We start from the raw sequence: 20,657 nt of genomic DNA on the forward strand, positions 1-20,657 counted from the left end.
GCCGTTGCTACACTGGAACGCATTCCCGCCTGCGGACATTGCCTGACATGAAACCCGAGTTGTTGGTCCTCATCGCGTTGCGCGGCGACGCGCATCGCCAGATCGCCGCGTCATACGACGTGCACTATGCGCCGACCGCCGACGAACGCGAGCGCGCGCTCGCCGAACACGGCGGCACCATTCGCGCGGTGCTGACCAACGGCAGCACGGGGCTTGCCGCCGCCGACATCGATCGCCTGCCGCAACTCACGTTCGTCAGCGCGCTCGGCGCGGGCTACGAGCACATCGACGTCGCGCACGCGAAGGCGCGCGGCATCACCGTGGTCACGGGCGCGGGCACCAACGACGATTGCGTCGCCGACCACGCGTTTGCGTTGCTGCTCGCCGCCGTGCGCGGGGTGGTGCGGCTCGATGCGGCGGCCCGCGACGGCGTGTGGCGCGATGCGCTGCAGATGCCGCCGAACGTGTCGGGCAAGAAGCTCGGGATCGTCGGCCTCGGCAAGATCGGCGAGAAATGCGCGCGTCGCGCGGCCGGCTTCGACATCGAGATCGGCTATCACAACCGCTCCGCCAGGCCCGTGCCCTACCGCTTCTTCGACCGGCTCGACGCGCTCGCGCAGTGGGCCGATTTCCTGATCGTCGCGACGCCCGGCGGCGCGGGTACGCGCCATCTGGTCGACCGCGCGGTGCTCGATGCGCTGGGGCCCGGCGGGTTCCTCGTCAACGTGTCGCGCGGCAGCGTTGTCGATACCGCTGCTTTGGCGGATGCGCTGCGCGAACGGCGCATCGCGGGCGCCGGGCTCGACGTGTACGAAGGCGAACCGGAGCCGCCGCGCGCGCTGATCGAACTCGACAACATCGTGCTGACCCCGCACATGGGCGGCTGGTCGCCGGAGGCGCTCGATCGGTCGGTGCAGCAGTTTATCGACAACGCCGCGCGGCACTTCGCCGGGGAGCCGGTGCTGACGCCCGTGTAGGCACGGGCTGTGCGCGTGCGCGGCCGTCGCAGGGGGGCGGCGACGCACGCAACCTGGCACGCATTTGTCGCAGCCGGTGCGCGAAGATGAGAAAAAATTGCACCGAAGCGGCCAATTGAGAGCCGAAATATCGACCTGCCTGAAATAACATTTCACTCCATCAAGCCCGGCAATCGGCCGGGCGCGTGCCGCTCATGGAGATGATCGATGAAAACCCCCGCAGTACAGCAGCCGGCGCTTGAGCTGAATGGCGCGCTTCTTCTCGACCAACTGCGACGACTTGGCGACATCGGCGTCGACCCCGATGCGGGTGGCCGCACGCGGATCGCGCTGACGGATGACGAGCGGGCCGGGCGCGATCTCGTCGTCGAATGGATGCGCGAACTGGATCTCGACATCCAGGTCGACCGCATCGGCAATATTTTCGGCACGTTGCGCTCGGCATCCGACGACGGCAGCGAACGCCCGCTGATGATGGGTTCGCACATCGACACCGTGAAAAACGCCGGCGCGCTCGACGGGTGCTATGGCGTGCTCGCGGGCCTCGCCGTCGTGCGGGCCTTTCGCGATGCGGGGGTCAAGCCGCGACGCTCGATCACCATCGGCGCGTTCACCAACGAAGAGGGCATTCGATACCAGCCGGACATGATGGGCTCGCTGGTCCATGCCGGCGGCATGTCGGTTGACGCGGCACTCGATACGGTCGGCATCGACGGCACGCGCCTGGGCGACGAACTTGCCCGGATCGGCTATGCCGGCGAACTTGAACCCGGCGCGATCGTGCCGCATGAATATCTCGAACTGCACATCGAGCAGGGGCCGATCCTCGAGGCCGAGGACATCCGCATCGGCGTGGTCGAGAACCTGCAGGGCATTTCGTGGCAACAGGTTACCGTGCAGGGCAATGCGAACCATGCCGGCACGACGCCGACGCATCTGCGGCACGACGCCGGCTGGGCGGCCGCCGCGATCGCGACTTTCCTGCGCGAGCTGACCGTGGCGAGCGGCACGACGCTGGCGACGATCGGCATGCTGCGCATCGAGCCGAACGTGATCAACGTGATTCCGCGCAAGGCCGTGTTCACGGTCGACCTGCGCGATCCGGACGAACTGCGCCTGCAGGATGCGGAGAAGCGCCTCGCCGAATACCTCGACAAGGTGGCCGGGCAAGAGGGCGTCCGGATCACGACCGAGCGCCTCGTCCGTTTCGAGCCCGTCGTATTCGATGCGGGCCTGGCTGCCGAAATCGAGGCATCGGCCACGCGGATGGGCTTCTCGAACCGCCGGATGACGTCGGGCGCCGGCCACGACGCGCAAATGATCGCGCGCATCGCGCCGGCCGCGATGATCTTCGTGCCGAGCCGCGGCGGGATCAGCCACAACCCGCGCGAACATACCGACGACGACCAGCTCGTCGACGGCGCGAAGGTGCTGCTGGACGTCGTACTCAGGCGGCTTGCCGCGGACTGAGCGTCCGCTCGACCGATCCCGTTTTCCGTTTTCCCGCTTATCTCTGCCCTGGAGCCCCCTGGTCATGTTGACTGCCAATCCGCGCGCGACGCGTACGTCCTATCCTGCCGAACTGAAACGCATCCTGAGCATCGAGGCCGCCGAGGAAAGCCGCCGGTGGCTGTCCTGCTGGGACAAGATCGAGCCGCAGGCCACGCCGCTGCTCGACCTTCCCGGCGTAGCCACAAAAATTGGCATTGCTAATCTTTATGTCAAGGACGAGTCGAAGCGTTCCGTGCTCGGCAGTTTCAAGGCCCTCGGCGCGCCGATTGCGCTGGTGCGGCTGATCCTGCGGATGTGGCCCGGCCACGATCTCGATCCGGCTGCGCTGTTCCAGGGCCGCTATCGCGATCTGCTCGCGCATTTCACCGTGATCAGCGCGACCGACGGCAATCACGGCAAGGGGCTGGCCGCCGCCGCGCAGACGCTCGGCTGCCGCTGCGTGATCGTGCTGCATGCCAACGTCAGCGTCGAACGCGAGCAGGCGATTGCGGCGTACGGCGCGGAGATCGTCCGGATCGCCGGCAACTACGACGAGTCGGTCGAGGAGGCCGCGCGACTCGCGGCCGCTAACGGCTGGCATGTCGTATCGGATACGTCGTACGACGGGTACGAGGACATTCCGCGCGACGTGATGCAAGGCTACGGCACGATCGCGGCCGAAGTCGTCGAGCAGAGCGGGAGCCGGCCCGACCGGTGCGCGTTGACGCACGTCTTCCTGCAAGGCGGCGTGGGCGGGATGGCGGCCGGCCTTGCCAGTTATCTGTGGGAATTCCACGGCGCGCATCGCCCGCGCTTCGTGATCGTGGAGCCGCAACAGGCCGACTGCCTGTACCAGAGCGCGCTGGCCGGCCCGCACGCGCGACGGGCTCGGTCGACTCCGTGATGGCCGGGCTTGCATGCGGCGAAACGTCTCCGCTCGCGTGGAAGATCCTCGAACCCGCCGTCGACGATTTCATGACCATTTCGGATGCCGATGCGGTGCAGGCGATGCGGGTGCTCGCAGCGGGCAGCGAAGGCGACGAGCCGATCGTCGCCGGCGAATCGGGCGTGGCCGGTCTGGCCGGTCTCGCGGTGCTGCTGCAACACCCCGATCTCGCCCGGCAGGTCGGGCTCGACGGCACGTCCCGCGTGCTGCTGGTCAATACCGAAGGCGCGACCGCGCCCGCGACCTACCGCGAACTCGTCGGTGAAACGGCCGAATCGGTGCTGGCGCGGCAGTCCGCGTGGCGCGCCCGCGCGGCCCGCTGAGCATTCCCCGCTCGTCGCCGGACGCGTGAGTCCGGCGGCGGCATTCCCCTTTCCAGCCAGAAAAAAAGCAGCCGCGGCGGCGCACGCGTTGCACGCGCCGTCCGTCCGCGCGTTGCGATTCAGGAGACAAGCATGAAAGTATCCGTCGACCGGAGTATCGGTCCAGTGGCGTTGCTGTTTACCGGGCTCGGCTCGATCATCGGATCGGGATGGCTCTTCGGTGCATGGCATGCGTCGAGAATTGCCGGGCCGGCGGCGATCGTCGCATGGGTCATCGGCGCCGTCGTCGTGCTGGCCATCGCGCTCACCTATGCGGAACTCGGCGCAACCTTTCCCGAATCCGGGGGCATGGTGCGCTATGCGCGCTACTCGCACGGCGCGTTGGTCGGCTTCATTGCCGCGTGGGCGAACTGGATCTCGATCGTGTCGGTCATCCCGATCGAGGCCATCGCGTCGGTGCAGTACATGGCGTCGTGGCCCTATCCGTGGGCGCGTGCGCTGATGGTCGGCGAGGACCTGACCACGCACGGGCTGTTCGCGAGCGCCGCGCTCGTGGGCGTGTACTTCATGCTGAACTACTGGGGCGTGAAGCTGTTCGTCAAGACCAACACGGCGATTACCGTGTTCAAGTTCCTGGTGCCGGGCGCGACCGTCGCCGGCCTCGTATGGAGCGGGTTTCATCAGCAAAACTTCGCGCTCGGCAGCGGTGGGCAGTTTGCGCCTTATGGCTGGTCGTCGATCCTGACGGCGGTCGCCACCAGCGGGATCGTGTTCAGCTTCAACGGCTTCCAGAGTCCGGTCAGCCTGGCCGGAGAAGCGCGGAACCCGGCGCGCAGCATTCCGTTCGCACTCGTCGGATCGATCCTGCTCGCGCTCGTGATCTACGTGCTGCTGCAGGTCGCGTTCATCGGTGCGGTGCCGCCGTCGGCCATCGCGGGCGGCTGGCACGGACTGAACTTCTCGTCGCCGTTCGCCGAACTCGCGATTGCCGTGAACCTCAACTGGCTCGCCGTGCTCCTGTATGTCGACGCGTTCGTGAGTCCGTCGGGAACGGGCGCGATCTACACCGCCACCACCGCGCGGATGATCTACGCGATGGAGCGCAACCGGACGATGCCGAAGATGTTCGGCACGCTGCACCCCGTGTATGGCGTGCCGCGTGCGGCGATGTGGTTCAACCTGGGCGTATCGCTCGTGTTCATGTTCTTCTTTCGCGGCTGGGGCACGCTGGCCGCGGTGATTTCGGTCGCGACGGTCATCTCGTTCCTGACCGGGCCGGTGAGCGTGATGGCGCTGCGCACGCATGCGGCCGATCTGCCGCGACCGCTGCGCATCGCGTGCATGCCGGTCGTCGCGCCGTTCGCGTTCGTCTGCGCGTCGCTGGTGCTGTACTGGGCATGCTGGCCGTTGACGGGGCAGATCATCCTGCTGATCGTCGTCGCGCTGCCGATCTATCTGTACTACCAGTCGAAGAGCGGTTGGGCCGACTTTCGCGCGGAGCTGCGCTCGGCGTGGTGGCTGGTGGCCTACCTGCCGGTCATGGCGTTGCTGTCGCGATGCGGCGGGCGCGAGTTCGGCGGGTACGGGTTCCTCGCCGATGGATGGGATCTGGTCACGGTGGTGATCGTCGCGCTCGTGTTTTATCGCTGGGGTGTCGCCAGCGGGCGGCGCACGACGTATCTGCGCGAATATGCGACGGAGCAGCCGGCAGCCGCGGCGGATGACGGCATTCCGCTGCCCGTGACGCACGCCGGCTGACGTGCGGTGGCACGCGACGCGGTGTCGTGTGCGTGTACGTGCGGTCGTGCTCGACCGCACGTACATCGCCGGGAAACGCGCGCCGCGTGCGCGGTTCCGCTCAGGACGAAACCAGCGGCACGGTGACCGACGTGCCGGCCGGATCGAGTGCGAGCCCCGTGCCCGGCGTCGGCCGCAGCGTCGCCTCGCTGTCGCTCGACAGCACGACGAGGCCCAGCCGGTGGCCGGCTTCGAGCGTGTAGTCGCGCGGCATGAACGTCAGCTTCAGGTCGTACGGCATGCCCGGCAGCACCGGCTGCGACAGCCAGTCGGATACGCGGTTGCGCGGATCGGTCCAGGCACGCGTGACGATCGTCGCCGTGCCGTCCGGTGCGCGATCGACCAGCAGCGCGGTTACGTTCGCGGCGCCGGTGAAGGTCAGGCGCACGCGCGCGGTCGCACTGCCCGAGATGCGCGTCGCGGCCGTGAGCGGGGCGGTTTCGAAGCGGCTGCGATGCTCGCCGGTCGCGGTGTTGGCCAGTGTGAGCGCGGGGATCCGCGCATCGTCGGTGAAGCGCGTGAGCGGCCCGCCGCTCGGCATCCGCAGCAGCGTGCCGGTGCCCGCGCCGTCGCCGCCCGCGAAGTAGGCGACCGGCGTCGCGCGGCGCGCGGCCCAGTCCGCTTCCTTCAGCAACGTGCCGTCCGCCTGCTCGATCACCGCGCGCGGATCGCGCTCGACGCCGTTGTCATAGCCGACCAGATAGCGCGTGAACCAGCGGTTCACCTCGGCGGTCCATGCATCGGCCATCGCCGGCACGCGGGTCGGATCGGTGTGCTTCAGGCGATGTAGCCACAGCTGCGTTGGCACGCCCTGGCGCCGCATCGCGAGATGCCACGACGTCGACTGGTCGACGCGCACGTTGTCGTCGGTCAGCCCCTGCGCAACGAGCGCCGGCGCGACCGCGCGCACGGTCGGGATGTCGCGCGCGGCCCAGAACGGCGAATAGTCGCCGGTGATGCGGTCTTCCTTCTGCAAGGCTTCGTCGATCAGGTGCGTGCAGCGCTCCGGATGCGCGTTCGTGAGCAGCGCCTTGATGTAGACGTCGACGTCCTCGCCCTGATAGCCCTCCGGCGCGCGAACCAGGCCGCCCGAGCGGTAATAGCCATACATGTTCGACAGCCCGGCGACCGGCACGATCGCATCGAGCCCGCGCGTGCGCAGGCTCGCGACCATCTTCGGCAGCGTGCCGTCGTACGACACGCCGTACATGCCGACGTGGCCGGTCGACCAGTTCGCGACGACGTTCTTGCCGTTCGCGTCCTTCGCCGTCGCATCGCGGCCGAGCCAGCGGATCACCGACGCCATCGCGACCGATTCGTCGCGCGTCAGGATGGTCGGGCAACCGTCGGAACCGGCGGTGCCGAGCGAATCCGCATAGACGATCGTGAAGCCGCGCGGCACGAAGTAGGTTTCGATCCAGGAGCGGCCGGCGGCGGCCGCTTCGAGCTGCTGCTGAATGCGTACCTGCGGCGCGGCGGCCATGATGTGCGCGGACGCGCCGCCCGCGGCGGCTGCCGCGGCATGCGGCGTGCCGTCGAGTTCGACGTCGACGTCATGGTCCGGACTGTCGGCGAGCCCCGCGTAGTACGGGCTCGCGAGCACGATCACGGGCGTGCGGGCGCCGGTGGCGGTTTCGGCCGGGCGCACGATGCGCACGTGAATGCGGTCGCGTTTGCCGTCGCCGTCGGAGTCGACCGGTGTGTCGACCCACGCGTTTTCCTCGATCGTGCCGCCCGACAGCGACGGCTGGACCTGGCCGTTGTCGATCACGGGCCGGTAGCGTCCGCCGCTGGCCGGGTTCGCATACGGGACGCCGGAAGGGGACACGCGCGATGCGGGCGATTGCGCATTGGCCGGCGCCTCGTCCTGTTGGCCTTGCGCGAGCGCGGACACGCCCGCGACGCTGCCGCCGTCGTCACCGCCGCATGCGGCGAGCGTTGCGGCTGCAACGAGCGCGGGAAGCCATGCGCGACGCGCTCCGGTTCGATGAAAGTTCATTGTCGACCTCGTTTCTTGTGATTGTCCGGAACCGGCCGGCCCGCGATATGCCCCCTGCGGCCCGGCCGGGTGCTGCATCGGATGAAGCGGAACTGCACCATCAAAGGCGGCGGGCGGGATGCCCGCGTGTCACGGCCAGCGTTACCGCAGCGACGGCCCGACATGAGTGAAGGAGTGCGAATCAAATGCGAGCATGCCTGAGCGACCTTCAGGTTTCGGATGAAACGGAACGGCACGAAGCGATGAGGCGGGGATGTTGCGAACGGCGGTGCTGCAACGGCGGGAAAGCGCGACGCGAGTCGGCATGGCTGGCCGGATTGCTTTCCGGAAGCTTGCGCAAAAGTTATCTCAGTGAAATGTTCGTGTCAAACTTTTTTAGCCTTGGTCAAACAATGTTTTCCGTATGCACCAACACGCACGCTCAACTTTCCCGGAATCGATCCGTAAACAAATAAAAATAATCTGAAAGGAGAGAGGGCAATGACGATGTCGGTCACGGCGGCAGGCAGCCTGTCGCTCGCGCAGATGGCGCAGGCGGCGCTCGACGGGCGCCAGGACACGGACGCGGCGGCGTCCGCGGCACCGCAGGACGCGCCGCTGACGGTCCGCGAGCTGGATCCCGTGGCGATGCAGGCGGCGTTGATGAAGCAGTTCTCGATGGTCGGCGACCTGACGATGAAGCTGCGTGGCGTGGCCGACTCGCTCGCGACGAGCATGCAGGACATCGTCGCGAAGCGCCCGGATCTGGCCGACGCGCAATTCGACTTCATGACCGACAACGGCCAGATCAAGGTCGTGTCGAAGACCATGAAGGACAGCGATCGCGCGTGGATCGAGTCAACGCTGAATGCGAACGCGGGCCTCGTGCTTGCGACACGCGATTTTCATCAGCAGGCGGTCGATCTTGCCGAGCAGGGCGCAGCCGTACGCGGCGAGACGTTCACGGACGACGATCGCGCGGCGGTCAGCCGCGGCGCCGATGCACGCTATCGGTTCATGAGCATGCTCAACACGTCCGTCGCACGCAACCAGCCGCTGTTTTCCGGCCAACACGTCGTCGCGCAGGACGGCACGCCGTTGAAGGTCGAAGCGTCGGCCGGCACCGCGAGCGGCACGCTGTCGCTGCTCGATACCGTGCATCAGTTGTCGGCGGGCGCGGCGATCGTCGTCGACAAGTCAGGCCACAAGACGTACGGCATGCGTGTGGAACTCGTCAGCCTCGATTTCGACGTGCTCGCCGATTACACGCCGGACGGCAGCAACAGCATCGGCTTCCACGAGACCGCATAACGCTTGTGCGGCTTGTGCCGGTTGCGCGTGTTCGTCGCGCAGCGCTTCGGCCGGCCGTACGCGTGCGGCGCGTCAGTTCGGGTACAGCGTCGCGACGCATGACATCAGGAATGCGGCCACGGCGATCGCGCTCATGTCGGCCGCCGCGAGTGTCGACGGCTGCGCGCCGAGGAAAGACACGGACGGCGTCAGGAAGTGGATGCCGGGCAGCCGCTCGAGCGCCGGCAGCACGGCGGGAATGCTCGCCGCGATCGCGCAGCCGAGCGCGGTGCTCGCCAGCGTGCCGGCGTTGGTCAGCAGCGCCGGCGTATCCACATCGGGCGCGACGGCGCGAACTGCAGCGTTCTGTAACGATTCATGGGCAGTCAGCCGGCAGTCGTGCAGCGCGTCGGACGGCGCGAAGATTTCCACGTGCGCGAGCACCGATAGCACGACGATCAGCGCGACGAGGCCGGGCGCGATCCCGGCCATCGCGGCGCCCGCGATGAAGGACACGAAGCCGCCGCCGGCCGGACTGCCGTTCGAACGGGAGTTTCACGGCGGCTCCTTTCCATTTGATTCGAATCACGACGCGCCGCGCATTCCAGCGAACGCGGCAGGGTCGCGTGCGGAGGCTGGCGGCGCACGCGGCGTCGCGCGCCCGCACGCCGATATTTCCAACGTTTCGGCTGTAGCAGATAATGGCGCGCAGCATCCGGTCGAACATACCAAGCATTCACGGCGCAACCGGGCCGCGCCGTTACAGACCTACAACAGTTCGGGGCACGCCGCCGCGTCGGGCAGCACGTCCTCGACAAGGACATAACAATGGATTTGCTGCGTTTTCTGCTGCTCCTGCCGATTCGTGCGGCGGGCTTCGTCTGGCGCCTGCTCGGCCGCGTGCTGCGGCCGCTCGTCGGCGACGTGTCGTGGACCGCGCCCGCGTGGGCGGGCATCACCGCTGCGGCGGTGCGTCGCCGCCCGTGGCACGCCGGCGGCATCGTGCTGGCTGCCGCCGCGCTCGGCTACGGCGGGTACTGGTTCAAGCATCGACCGAAGCCGCCCGAGCCCGACACCGTCAGTTTCACCGTGAAGGCGCCGGCCATCACGACCTACGAGGTCGACGACGGCGACAAGCCGAAAATCACCGTGCATCCGCTCGAGGTGGCATTCTCGCGCTCGGCCGCGCCGATTGAGCTGGTCGGCAAGCCGGCCGGGCAGGGCATCGAGATGACGCCCGCGCTCAAGGGCGCGTGGGAATGGGCCGACGACCGGACGCTGCGCTTCACGCCGGCGGCCGACTGGCCGGTCGGCGCGCATGTCGAGGTGAGCTTCGCGGTGCACCAGGCGTTCGCGCCGCAGGTGCTCATGCACGACGACCACTTCGCATTCGATATCCCGGCCTTCAGCGCGACGTCGGGCAACAACGAGTTCTACCAGAACCCCGACAATCCGGCGGAGAAGCAGGCGCTGCTGCAGTTGCGCTTCAACTATCCGGTCGATCCGGCCGGGTTCGAGAAGCGGATCGGCCTCGTGCTGGTCGGCCGCGACGGCAAGAACGCGACGCCGCTGCGCTACACGGTCAACTACGACAAGATGAAGACGAGCGCGTGGGTGTACTCGCAGCCGCTCGAGATTCCGCACGATCCGCTGGCCGTGCGGCTCGACGTCGACAAGGGCGTGAAAAGCGCGCGCGGCGGCGACGGCACGCCGCAGGCGCTGCATGCATCGGTCGACGTGCCGGGGCTCTACAGCCTGTCGATCGGCAATGTCGCGCCGACGCTCGTCGACAACGAGCGCTACGAGCCCGAGCAGGTGCTGGTCGCCGAAGCGTCCGACGGCGTGCGCAGCGGCGACCTCGCCGCGCGCGCGAAGGCATGGGTGCTGCCCAAGCGCAAGCCGGGCGTCGATCAGTCGGACGACGATCCGCCGTACGAATGGAACGTGGACGACATCAGCGATGCGGTGCTGAAGCAGTCGAAGCCGCTGCCGCTCGAAGTCGTGCCGACCGAGAACGATTTCGCGACGCTGCAAAGCTTCAAGTATCACGCGACGCCGGGCGACCGTATCGTCGTGCGCTTCGCGGGCGACCTGAAGTCGGCGGGCGGCTACCTGCTCGGCGCGCCGGTCACGACCGCGTTCACCGTGCCCGACTATCCGAAGCTGTTGCGCTTCATGGCCGACGGTTCGCTGCTGTCGATGAGCGGCAGCAAGCGGCTGTCGGTCGTGTCGCGCAACCTGCCGGGGATGAAGGTCGAGATCGGCCGCGTGCTGCCCGACCAGATCCAGCATCTCGTGAGCTTCAACAACGGCACGTATGCGCGGCCCGAGCTGTCGTATTCATTCAGCGAGGATCACATCGTCGAACGCTTCGTGCAGACGCGGGCGTTCCCGGCCGGCGACCCCGGCAAGGCCCATTACGAAGGCGTCGATCTCGGCCAGTACCTGAAGGGCGGCAAGCGCGGCGTGTTCCTGCTGCACCTGTCGAAGTACGATCCGGCCGCCGCGAAGAAGAAAGCCGACGATGCGAAGGATAGCGATGCATCGTCCGACGACGGCAGCAACCAGGATCAGTCCGACAACGCCGATTCGGGCGACAGCAGCGACGACGACGGCGACCACGCGCTCGGCGACACGCGCCTGATCGTCGTGACCGACCTCGGGATGCTGGTCAAGCGCGCGCTGGACGGCAGCCAGGACGTGTTCATCCAGTCGATCCGCAACGGCCGGCCGGTTGCGGGCGCAACCGTCTCGGTGCTGGCGGTAAACGGCCAGGCGCTGTTTACGCAGACGACGAGCGCCGACGGCGTCGTGCATTTCCCCGCGTTCAAGGGGCTCGACCGCGAGAAGCGTCCGCAGCTTTACATCGTGAAGAAGGATGGCGACCTGTCGTTCCTGCCCGTCGCGGGCCGCGACCGCCAGCTCGACTTCTCGCGCTTCGACGTCGACGGCGAGCGCAATGCGACCGGCCAGGGGCAACTGTCGGCGTACCTGTTCTCGGATCGCGGCCTGTACCGGCCCGGTGATCCGTTCCACATCGGGCTGATCGTGCGGGCGGCGAGCTGGGCGCGCAGCCCGGCCGGCGTGCCGCTGCAGGCGGAGATCGTCGATCCGCGCGGGCTCACCGTCGAGCGCAGGCCGGTGACCGTCGACGCGACCGGCTTCACCGAGCTCGGCTATACGACGACCGACACCGCGCCGACCGGCACGTGGACGGTCAACCTGTACATCGTGAAGGACGGCCAGCCGGGCGACGAGCCGATCGGCAGCACGACGGTGCAGGTGAAGGAGTTCCTGCCCGACCGGATGAAGGTCGACGCGAAGCTGTCGCAGCAGGTCGTCGACGGGTGGGTGAAGCCGAAGGGGTTGAAGGGGCTCGTCGATGCGCAGAACCTGTTCGGCACGCCGGCGGAGAAGCGTCGCGTTGCCGCGACGCTGACGCTGCGCCCGGTGTGGCCGTCGTTCCGCAGCTGGCAGGGGTATCACTTCTTCGACGCACGGCGCGCGAAGGAAGGCTATACGACGACGCTGCAGGACGGCACGACCGACGACAAGGGGCATGCGGAGTTCGATCTCGACCTCGACAAGTACGCGGACGCGACCTATCAGCTGTACTTCCAGGCGAAGGCGTATGAAGCGGAAGGCGGCCGCAACGTCGCCGCGAATGCGCAGACGCTCGTGTCGAACAACGACTGGCTCGTCGGCTACAAATCGGTCGACGATCTCGGCTACGTGAAACGCGGCAGCCCGCGCACGGTGAAGCTCGTCGCGATCGATCCGGGCGCGAAGGCGATCGACGTGAAGGCGCTGCGCGCGCAGCTCGTCGAGGAGCGCTACGTGTCGGTGCTGACCAAGCAGGATTCCGGCGCGTACAAATACGATTCGCGGCTGAAGGAAGTGCCCGTCGACGACACGCCGCTGACGATTCCGGCGGCCGGGCTCGACTTCGCGCTGCGCACCGACAAGCCGGGCAGCTATGCGCTCGTGATCCGTCGCGCGGACGGCACCGCGGTAAACCGGATCGAGTATTCGGTCGCGGGCGACGCGAACGTCGCGCGTTCGCTCGACCGCAACGCGGAGCTGCAGTTGAGCCTCGCGAAGCACGACTACAAGCCGGGCGAGCAGGTCGAGATCGCGATCCGCGCGCCGTATGCGGGCAGCGGGCTGATCACGATCGAGCGCGACAAGGTGTATGCGCACGCATGGTTCCATGCGGACACGACGAGCTCGATCCAGCACATCACGGTGCCGGCCGGGTTCGAGGGCAACGGCTACATCAACGTGCAATACATCCGCGATCCGTCGTCCGACGAGATCTTCATGAGCCCGCTGAGCTACGGCGTCGTGCCGTTCTCGGTGAACCTCGATGCGCGCCGCAATGCGTTGACGGTCGACGCGCCCGCGCTCGTGAAGCCGGGCGACACCGTCAACTTCACCGTGCATTCGGCGAAGCCCGCGAAGGTGGTCGTGTTCGCGGTCGACGAAGGGATTCTGCAGGTCGCGCGCTACAAGCTCGGCGATCCGCTGAAGTTCTTCTTCCGCAAGCGGATGCTCGAAGTCGGCACGTCGCAGATCCTCGACCTGATCCTGCCGGACTTCGAGAAGCTGATGGCGATGGCCGCACCCGGCGGCGACGCCGACGACGCGATCGGCCGTCAGTTGAATCCGTTCAAGCGCAAGCGCGACAAGCCGGTCGTCTACTGGTCGGGGATCGTCGACGTGAACGGCGACACGCGCCTGAGCTACACCGTGCCCGACTACTTCAACGGCAAGCTGCGCGTGATGGCCGTGTCGGTGTCGCCGGACCTGGTCGGCACGTTCGAAGGCGCGACGACGGTGCGCGGCGATTTCGTGCTGTCGCCGAACGTGCCGACGACGCTCGCGCCGGGCGACGAGGCCGACGTCAGCGTCGGCGTCGCGAACAACCTGACGGGCGTCGGCAACCAGCCGGTGCCGGTCGCGGTCACGCTGAAGACGGGCCCGCAGTTGCAGGTGATCGGGCCGGCGACGCAGAACGTCGCGCTCGCGCCGCAGCATGAAGGCGTCGCGCTGTTCCGCGTGAAGGCGACCGACACGCTCGGCTCGGGCGCGCTGTCGTTCGGCGCGCGCTACGGCGCGAAGGGCGCGCAGCAGCGCGTGGACGTATCGGTGCGGCCGGCCGCCGCGTTCCGCACGCAGCTCGACATCGCGCGGCTCGATCCGGGCAAGAAGGCGAGCGTGCCGAACCTGCGGTCGATGTACGACGCGTACGCGTTGCGCGATGCGAGCATCTCGACCGCGCCGCTCGTGTTGTCCGAAGGGTTGTCGTCGTATCTCGTCAATTTCGAGCACAGCTGCAGCGAGCAGATGGTCAGCGCGGTCGTGCCGCGCGTGTTCGCGGCGAAGTGGCTGTCGGTGCGCGCGCTGACGAGCCCGATGCATGCGCCCGACGCCGGTGCCGATGCGGCGAACGCCGCGGCGATCGCGCAGTTCCTCGACGTGCTGCGCAGCCGGCAGAACGCGCAGGGCGGCTTCGGGCTGTGGAGCGCGACGCCCGATGCCGATCCGTTCGTGTCCGCGTATGCGATGCACGTGCTGCTCGACGCGCGCGAGCGCGGTCTCGCGGTGCCGAAGGACATGCTCGACGCGGGCAACCAGTATCTGCAGAAGCTCGCCGCGAACGATTCGCTCGGCTCGCTCGACCTGCTGCGGCAGCGCGCGTACGCGGTGTATCTGCTCACGCGCCAGGGCAACGTGACGACCAACAGCCTCGCGGCCGTGCAGAAGCGGCTGCAGGATGCGTATCCGAACGACTGGAAGAACGATCTCGCGGCCGCGTGGCTCGCCGCGTCGTATCAGCTGCTGAAGCAGGACAAGGAGGCCGCCGCGCTGATCGCGGGCCCGCAGGCGTTGCTCGAACGCAAGCGCGCATCCGGCGGCGATTATGTGACGGGCTACTACATTGATCCGCTGACGCGCGACGCGAGCGTGCTGTACCTGCTCGCGAAGCATTTCCCGGAGCGGGTGCGCAAGCTGTCGCCGCGCGCGATGGACAACATCGCCGCGCCGCTCGTCGACAACCGCTACAACACGCTGTCGTCGGCGATGACGATCCTCGCGCTCGATGCGTACGCGGCGTCGAACGCGGGCCAGCTCGACAAGCTCTCGATCGACGAGGTGCGCACGGGTGGCGCACCGAAGGACGTGTCGTCGATCCAGGCGAACCTCGTGCGTTCCGGCACGTGGGCGGGCGGCGCGTCGCGGGTCGACTTCGTGAACGGCAGCGCGCTGCCGGCGTGGTGGGTCGCGAGCCAGTCGGGCTACGACCGCGGCACGTCGACGAAGGCGATCAGGAACGGGCTCGAGATCGTGCGCGACTACACCGACACGAACGGCAAGCCGCTCGACCGGATCACGGTCGGCCAGGAGATCGACGTGCACCTGAAGATCCGCGCGACCGGTTCGGCGAGCGTCGGCAACGTCGCGATCGTCGACCTGCTGCCGGGCGGTTTCGATCCGGTGATCGCGGCGCCGCCCGTGACCGACGCGCAGAGCGACGACAGCGGCGACAGCGCGGCGTCGGCGCCGCCGGCCGATGCGCCGTGGCGTTCGCCGATCGGCGTGACCGGCTCGACGTGGCAGCCGCAGTTCGCGGACGTGCGCGAGGACCGCGTGGTGATCTACGGCACGGCGACCGCCGACGTGCGCGAGTTCGTCTACCGGATCAAGGCGAGCAACGCGGGCCGTTTCGTTGCGCCGCCCGCATATGGCGAGTCGATGTACGACCGCCGCGTGCAGGCGCAGGCGCCGGGCGGCACGACGCTGACGGTGGAGCGCGCGCGATGATGCGGCCCCCGCGGCCTTGCATGCCGCACCGGGCGCGAGGAGCGTGGGCGCGTGGCTGACGCTTCGATGCTTCGCCGCGCGGTGCGCGGCGCCGGCCGCTGGCTGCATCGCTGGCAGAACGCGATCGCCGGTGTGCTGCTCGTGTTCGGCGTGCTGGCCGCGTGCCGGCTGTGGCCGCATCCGCCGCTGCGCGACTGGAAGCCGTCGTCGGTCGCGGTGGTCGATGCGCAGGGCCGGCTGCTGCGCCTGACGCTCGCGCAGGACGATCGCTATCGGTTGTGGGTGCCGCTCGAACGGATGTCGCCGCAGCTCGTCGAGGCCGTGATGCTGCACGAGGACCGCTGGTTCTGGTGGCATCCCGGCTTCAACCCGTACGGGCTCGCGCGCGGTGCGTGGGTCACGTATGTGCGCGGCGGCAATCCGCAGGGCGGCTCGACGCTGACGATGCAGCTCGCGCGCTCGCTGTGGCGGCTGAACACCCGCACGCCGGCCGGCAAGCTGAAGCAGGTCGCGCGCGCGGTGCAGCTCGAACTGTTCTATTCGAAGCGACAGATCCTCGAAGCGTATCTGAACGACGCGCCGTACGGCCGCAACGTCGAGGGCGCGGGCACCGCGAGCGTCGTCTATTTCGACCGGATGCCCGATGCGCTGACGCTGCCCGAGGCGCTCGCGCTGGCGGTGATTCCGCAGGATCCGGCACGCCGCGTGCGCGGCGGGCAGGACGAGATCAACCGCGCGCTGACCGCGTCGCGCAACCGGCTGTATGCACGCTGGCTGATGCAGCACCCGGACGATGTGTCGTACAAGCCGCTGTTCACGCTGCCGCTGGTGATGCGCTCGCTGTCCGCGCTGCCGTTCGATGCGCCGCAGGCGGTCAATCAGGTGCTGGCCGCGCGCAGTACCTGGCGTGCGACTTCGGGCGGCGCGGCCGAGGACGGCGATGCCGGCGCGCGGCTCGTGACGACGCTCGATCTCGACCTGCAGCGCACGCTCGAACGTCAGATCGCGCGTTACGTCGCGCGCAACGCCACCCGCGGGGTGCGCAACGCGGCTGCCATGCTCGTCGATACGCGCGACATGGGCGTGAAGGCGCTGGTCGGCTCCGCGAACTTCTTCGACCGCACGATCGACGGGCAGGTGAACGGCACGCTCGCGCGTCGCTCGCCGGGCTCGACGCTCAAGCCGTTCATCTACGCGCTCGGCTTCGACCAGGGCGTGCTGCATCCGCAGACCGTGCTGCGCGATGTGCCGACCGCGTTCGGCCCATATGCGCCGGAGAATTTCGACGGCCATTTCCTCGGGCCGATCACCGCGACCGATGCGCTGAACCGCAGCCGCAACGTGCCGGCCGTGTGGGTCGCGTCGCAGCTCAAGTCGCCCGACCTGTACCGGTTCCTGCAGGAAGCCGGCGTGCGCCGGCTCGCGAGCGCGCAGCACTACGGGCTCGCGCTCGTGCTCGGCGGCGGCGAGGTGACGATGCAGGATCTCGCGGCGCTCTACGCGATGCTCGCGAACCGCGGCGAATTCCGGCCGTTGCGGCTGCGTGAGGACGAGCCGGTGGCGCCCGGCCGGCGTCTGTTGAGCGCGGCGGCGAGCTACATGACGATGGACATGCTGCGCCAGCACCTGCGCCCCGACGAGACGAGCGGTGCGCAGCCGTCGCGCGTGCCCGTCTACTGGAAGACCGGCACGTCGTGGTCATTTCGCGATGCGTGGACGGCCGGCGTGTTCGGCCCTTACGTGCTGATCGTATGGGTCGGCAACTTCGACAATTCGAGCAACACGGCATTCGTCGGCGTCGATGCCGCGGCGCCGCTGTTTTTCCAGATGGTCGACGCGCTGAATGCCGAGCGCTCGCTCGTCGAGCCGCCGCGTCCGGTGCCGCCGCAACTGAAGCGCGTGCGCATCTGCCTCTCGAGCGGCGATCTGCCGAACGAATGGTGTCCGCAACAGGGCTGGACCTGGTTCATTCCGGGCACGTCGCCGATCCGCGTGAGTACCGTGCATCGGCCCGTCGTGATCGACGATGCGACCGGCAAGGCCGCGTGCCCGCCCTATGACGGCAAGCGCACGCATACGGAGATCTTCGAGTTCTGGCCGTCCGACCTGCAGCAGGTGTTCGCGCAGGCCGGCATTCCGCGCCGGCGGCCGCCGCAGAATGCGGACTGCCGTGATGCGGGGCAGATCGAAGGCGATCCGCCTCGCATCACGTCGCCGCTGCGCGGCAGCACGTATGCGATGCGCGTGAAAAGTGCCGACGATACGCGCATCGCGTTCAACGCGACGGCCGACGCGAGCGCGCATGCGCTGTACTGGTTCGTCAACGACGCGTATGTCGGTCGCAGTGCGCCGGGAGCGGCGCTGTTCTGGCAGCCGGGTACGGCCGGGCGTTATACGGTCCGGGTGGTCGACGATCATGGGCGCAGCGATCAGCGGCCGTTGACGGTGGGGCTGGAGCAGTAGGGGGCCGTTGCTTCAGGCGGTTGGCTGACACGCCGGCAATACCGTGATCGCACTAGATCCGCGCCGCCTTTGCCGCTTCGGTCAGGCACGCGCGAAACAGCGCGGTGGCCGGCGTATCGTCCGCATCGGCGCGCCATGTGGTGCTGACCGGACCGAGCGCGGCGCCGAGGCTCAACGGCAGGATCTTCAGCGCACCGGTCTCCTCGTGATGCCGCGCCAGCGAACGCGGCAGCAGGCACAGCACCGGATACGATTGCAGCATGCCCACGTTCGCGTCGATCACCACCGACTCGACGGTGTTGATCGGCGTTCCCACGCCGTGTGCGTCCAGCACCGACAGCAGGTGCCGGTGCATCGGCGCGCCGGCGCTCGGCACGATCCACGCCAGCCCGGCCAGGTCGGCCCACTTGACGCGCTTGCGGGCCGCCAGCGGGTGCGTGCGCGCGACCACGATGACGGTCGGGTCGTCGAACAACGGCTCGCTGGTGAATTCCGGCGCGGCCAGCCCCCGCGCGAGACGCCCGACGATCATGTCGAGCTGGCCCGCGCGCAGCGCCGGCACGAGCTGGTCGAGCGTGCCTTCGTGCAGACACACGGCCGCCGTCGGCGAGCGCTGCTTGAACAGCGCCACGGCCGCCGGTATCAGGATCGGCGCGGCGACCGACAGCACGCCTACCTCGACGCGGCCGCCGACGCCGCTGGTCATCGCATGCAGTTCCTCGCTGGCGCGCTGGGCGTGCAGCAGCAGTTCACGCGCATGACGGACCAGGCATTCGCCGTAGGCCGTGGGCCGGATGCGGCGGCCATCGCGTTCGAACAGCGGCACGCCGATGCCCTTTTCCATCTCGTTGAGCATCTTCGAGACGGCCGGCTGCGTTACGTGCAGCGCGTCGGCGACCTTGCCGACCGTCTGGCGCTCGGCCAGTGCGACGAGCAACTGCAGGTGGCGCAGCTTCAACTGTCGGGAAAAATAGCTCTCGATGGCGCTGCGTTCGAGCGTAACGGCGGGCGTGGCGCCGGGCATGTCGGAAGCCATCAATTCATAACCTTTTCCTCATGATTTGAAGTCAATATCTCATTAGACGGTAACGATGTAAATCCACACAATCGTCATCGCATGTCGCCGGACGACGTCGAGCGCCCGGATGGCAACGACAACACCGATACGAGACATGGCAGCCGCCTCCGGGAGTCCGGCCGCCGCCAGGAGGATTCCGCGATGCCAACCCCGCCAGCCTTGCCCCGCGCCAATCGCCGGGCGATCGTCGCCGCCACCATCGGCAATGCATTCGAGTGGTACGACTTCATCGTGTTCGGCTTCCTGTCGGTGATCATCGCGCGGCAGTTCTTTCCGTCGTCGAACCCGACGGTATCGATGCTGCTGACCACCGCGACGTTCGGCAGCGCGTTCCTGATGCGGCCGGTCGGCGGCATCCTGCTGGGCATCTACGCCGATCGCGCCGGGCGCAAGGCCGCGCTGTCGCTGGTGATCCTGCTGATGACGCTGTCCTCGGCGATGATGGCGCTGACGCCCGGCTACGCGACGATCGGCATCGCCGCGCCGATCGTCGTGGTGCTGGCGCGACTGCTGCAGGGCCTGTCGGCCGGCGGCGAGTTCGGCAGCGCCACTGCGATGCTGATCGAATACGCGCCGGCTCACCGGCGCGGTTTCTACGGAAGCTGGCAGAACTTCGGCCAGTTCGTCGCCGCGGTGACGGCCGCGTTGATGGGCGCACTGGTGACGCGCGGGCTGAGCGCCGGCGCGCTCGATGCGTGGGGCTGGCGTGTGCCGTTCCTGTTCGGCATGCTGATCGGTCCCGTCGGCTTCTATATCCGCACCCGGCTGCACGAGACGCCGCCCGACCATGACGACGCGCATGCCACCGCGTCCGGCAAGGCCGCGTCGATGCTCGCGACCGTCTGGCGCGAGCACCGGGCGGCGCTGTGGATCGCGTTCGGGCTGGTCGTCGCCAGCTCGGTCGCGCAATACGTGCTCAACGTGTACTTGCCGGTCTATGCGGTGAACCAGCTGAAGCTGCCGGTGGCCGCGCCGTTCGTCGTGTTGATGGTGACCGGCACGCTGCGCATGCTCCTGATTCCCCTGTTCGGGCTGCTGTCCGATCGCATCGGGCGCAAGCCGGTGATGGGCGTGGCGATGGCGCTGTACGTGCTGTGCATCTATCCGCTGTTCCTGTGGCTCGTCGCCGCGCCGAGCCTGCCGAGACTGCTCGCGGCCGAAATCGTGTTCGCCGTGCTGATGGCCGCCGCACTGGGCCCCGCGTCGACCGCGCTGGCGGAACTGTTTCCCGCGCGGGTCCGCGCTACCGGCCTGTCGATTTCCTACAACGTGGCCACCACGCTGTTCGGCGGATTCTCGCCGTTTCTCGTGACCTGGCTGATCAGCACGACCGGCGACAAGATGATGCCGGCCTACTTCGTGACGGCGGCGATGATCGTCGGACTCGTTGCGTTGTGGCCGATGCCGGACCTCGTGCGCGGTTCGAACGGCGTTCCGTTCGGCGCCGGCAACGGTACCCCCTCGCGCTGAATGCTTTCTTCTCATTTTC

11 protein-coding genes and 1 pseudogene are annotated in these 20,657 nt (G+C 68.1%); 9 read left to right on the top strand and 3 right to left on the bottom strand.

The features are described from left to right. The first annotated feature begins 47 nt into the window (after positions 1-47). The 4 genes and pseudogenes from BX604_RS13410 to BX604_RS13425 all read left to right on the top strand — a co-directional run bounded on the left by BX604_RS13410 (position 48) and on the right by BX604_RS13425 (position 5,495). On the top strand, positions 48-977 hold the full coding sequence (locus BX604_RS13410) for a 2-hydroxyacid dehydrogenase (RefSeq protein ID WP_098551213.1): 930 nt from the start codon (positions 48-50) through the stop codon (positions 975-977). Between the two features lie 207 nt (positions 978-1,184). Beyond that, positions 1,185-2,447 carry a Zn-dependent hydrolase gene (locus tag BX604_RS13415; RefSeq protein WP_098551214.1) on the top strand — a complete coding sequence of 421 codons (1,263 nt, stop codon included), beginning with the start codon at positions 1,185-1,187 and terminating at the stop codon, positions 2,445-2,447. A gap of 64 nt (positions 2,448-2,511) precedes the next feature. Continuing rightward, positions 2,512-3,737, top strand: a pseudogene (locus tag BX604_RS13420) (diaminopropionate ammonia-lyase). A 132-nt stretch (positions 3,738-3,869) separates the two neighbouring features. Next, a complete protein-coding gene (locus BX604_RS13425) occupies positions 3,870-5,495 on the top strand; it encodes an APC family permease (protein ID WP_098551215.1) in 1,626 nt (541 codons plus the stop codon). Positions 5,496-5,595: 100 nt separating this feature from the next. On the opposite strand, the gene BX604_RS13430 is transcribed toward BX604_RS13425, so the two are convergent. Next, positions 5,596-7,533: a Xaa-Pro dipeptidyl-peptidase gene (locus BX604_RS13430; RefSeq protein WP_098551216.1), complete on the bottom strand. Its 1,938-nt coding sequence runs from the start codon at positions 7,531-7,533 to the stop codon at positions 5,596-5,598. 480 nt (positions 7,534-8,013) lie between these two features. On the opposite strand from BX604_RS13430, the gene BX604_RS13435 reads away from it, so the two are divergent. Beyond that, positions 8,014-8,823, top strand: a complete 810-nt coding sequence (locus tag BX604_RS13435; protein WP_098551217.1) for a hypothetical protein — start codon at positions 8,014-8,016, stop codon at positions 8,821-8,823. A 72-nt stretch (positions 8,824-8,895) separates the two neighbouring features. Here BX604_RS13435 and BX604_RS13440 read toward each other — a convergent pair whose 3' ends face one another. After that, the gene (locus BX604_RS13440; RefSeq protein WP_257146303.1) at positions 8,896-9,318 is read right to left on the bottom strand and encodes a hypothetical protein; all 423 of its coding nucleotides are present in this window, start codon (positions 9,316-9,318) and stop codon (positions 8,896-8,898) included. Here BX604_RS13440 and BX604_RS39565 point away from each other — a divergent pair. From BX604_RS39565 to pbpC, 3 genes are read left to right on the top strand one after another with little or no spacing between them, the layout of a single operon-like run. Continuing rightward, a complete protein-coding gene (locus BX604_RS39565) occupies positions 9,308-9,628 on the top strand; it encodes a hypothetical protein (protein ID WP_257146304.1) in 321 nt (106 codons plus the stop codon). The genes BX604_RS13440 and BX604_RS39565 overlap by 11 nt on opposite strands. 2 nt (positions 9,629-9,630) lie before the next feature. After that, complete coding sequence (locus tag BX604_RS13445; RefSeq protein WP_098551218.1) at positions 9,631-15,627, top strand: MG2 domain-containing protein; 5,997 nt, start codon at positions 9,631-9,633, stop codon at positions 15,625-15,627. 51 nt (positions 15,628-15,678) lie between these two features. Next, positions 15,679-18,090, top strand: coding sequence for a penicillin-binding protein 1C (gene pbpC, locus BX604_RS13450; RefSeq protein ID WP_098551219.1), 2,412 nt, complete (start codon positions 15,679-15,681; stop codon positions 18,088-18,090). A 52-nt stretch (positions 18,091-18,142) separates the two neighbouring features. Here the strand turns inward: pbpC and BX604_RS13455 are convergent, their stop codons facing one another. Next, on the bottom strand, positions 18,143-19,126 hold the full coding sequence (locus tag BX604_RS13455; RefSeq protein WP_098551220.1) for a LysR substrate-binding domain-containing protein: 984 nt from the start codon (positions 19,124-19,126) through the stop codon (positions 18,143-18,145). A gap of 183 nt (positions 19,127-19,309) precedes the next feature. On the opposite strand from BX604_RS13455, the gene BX604_RS13460 reads away from it, so the two are divergent. Continuing rightward, the gene (locus tag BX604_RS13460) at positions 19,310-20,638 is read left to right on the top strand and encodes an MFS transporter (protein ID WP_098552861.1); all 1,329 of its coding nucleotides are present in this window, start codon (positions 19,310-19,312) and stop codon (positions 20,636-20,638) included. Positions 20,639-20,657 lie beyond the last annotated feature (19 nt).

Source organism: Burkholderia sp. JKS000303, assembly GCF_002563755.1.
In the GTDB taxonomy this organism is placed as follows: Bacteria; Pseudomonadota; Gammaproteobacteria; order Burkholderiales; family Burkholderiaceae; genus Burkholderia; species Burkholderia anthina_B.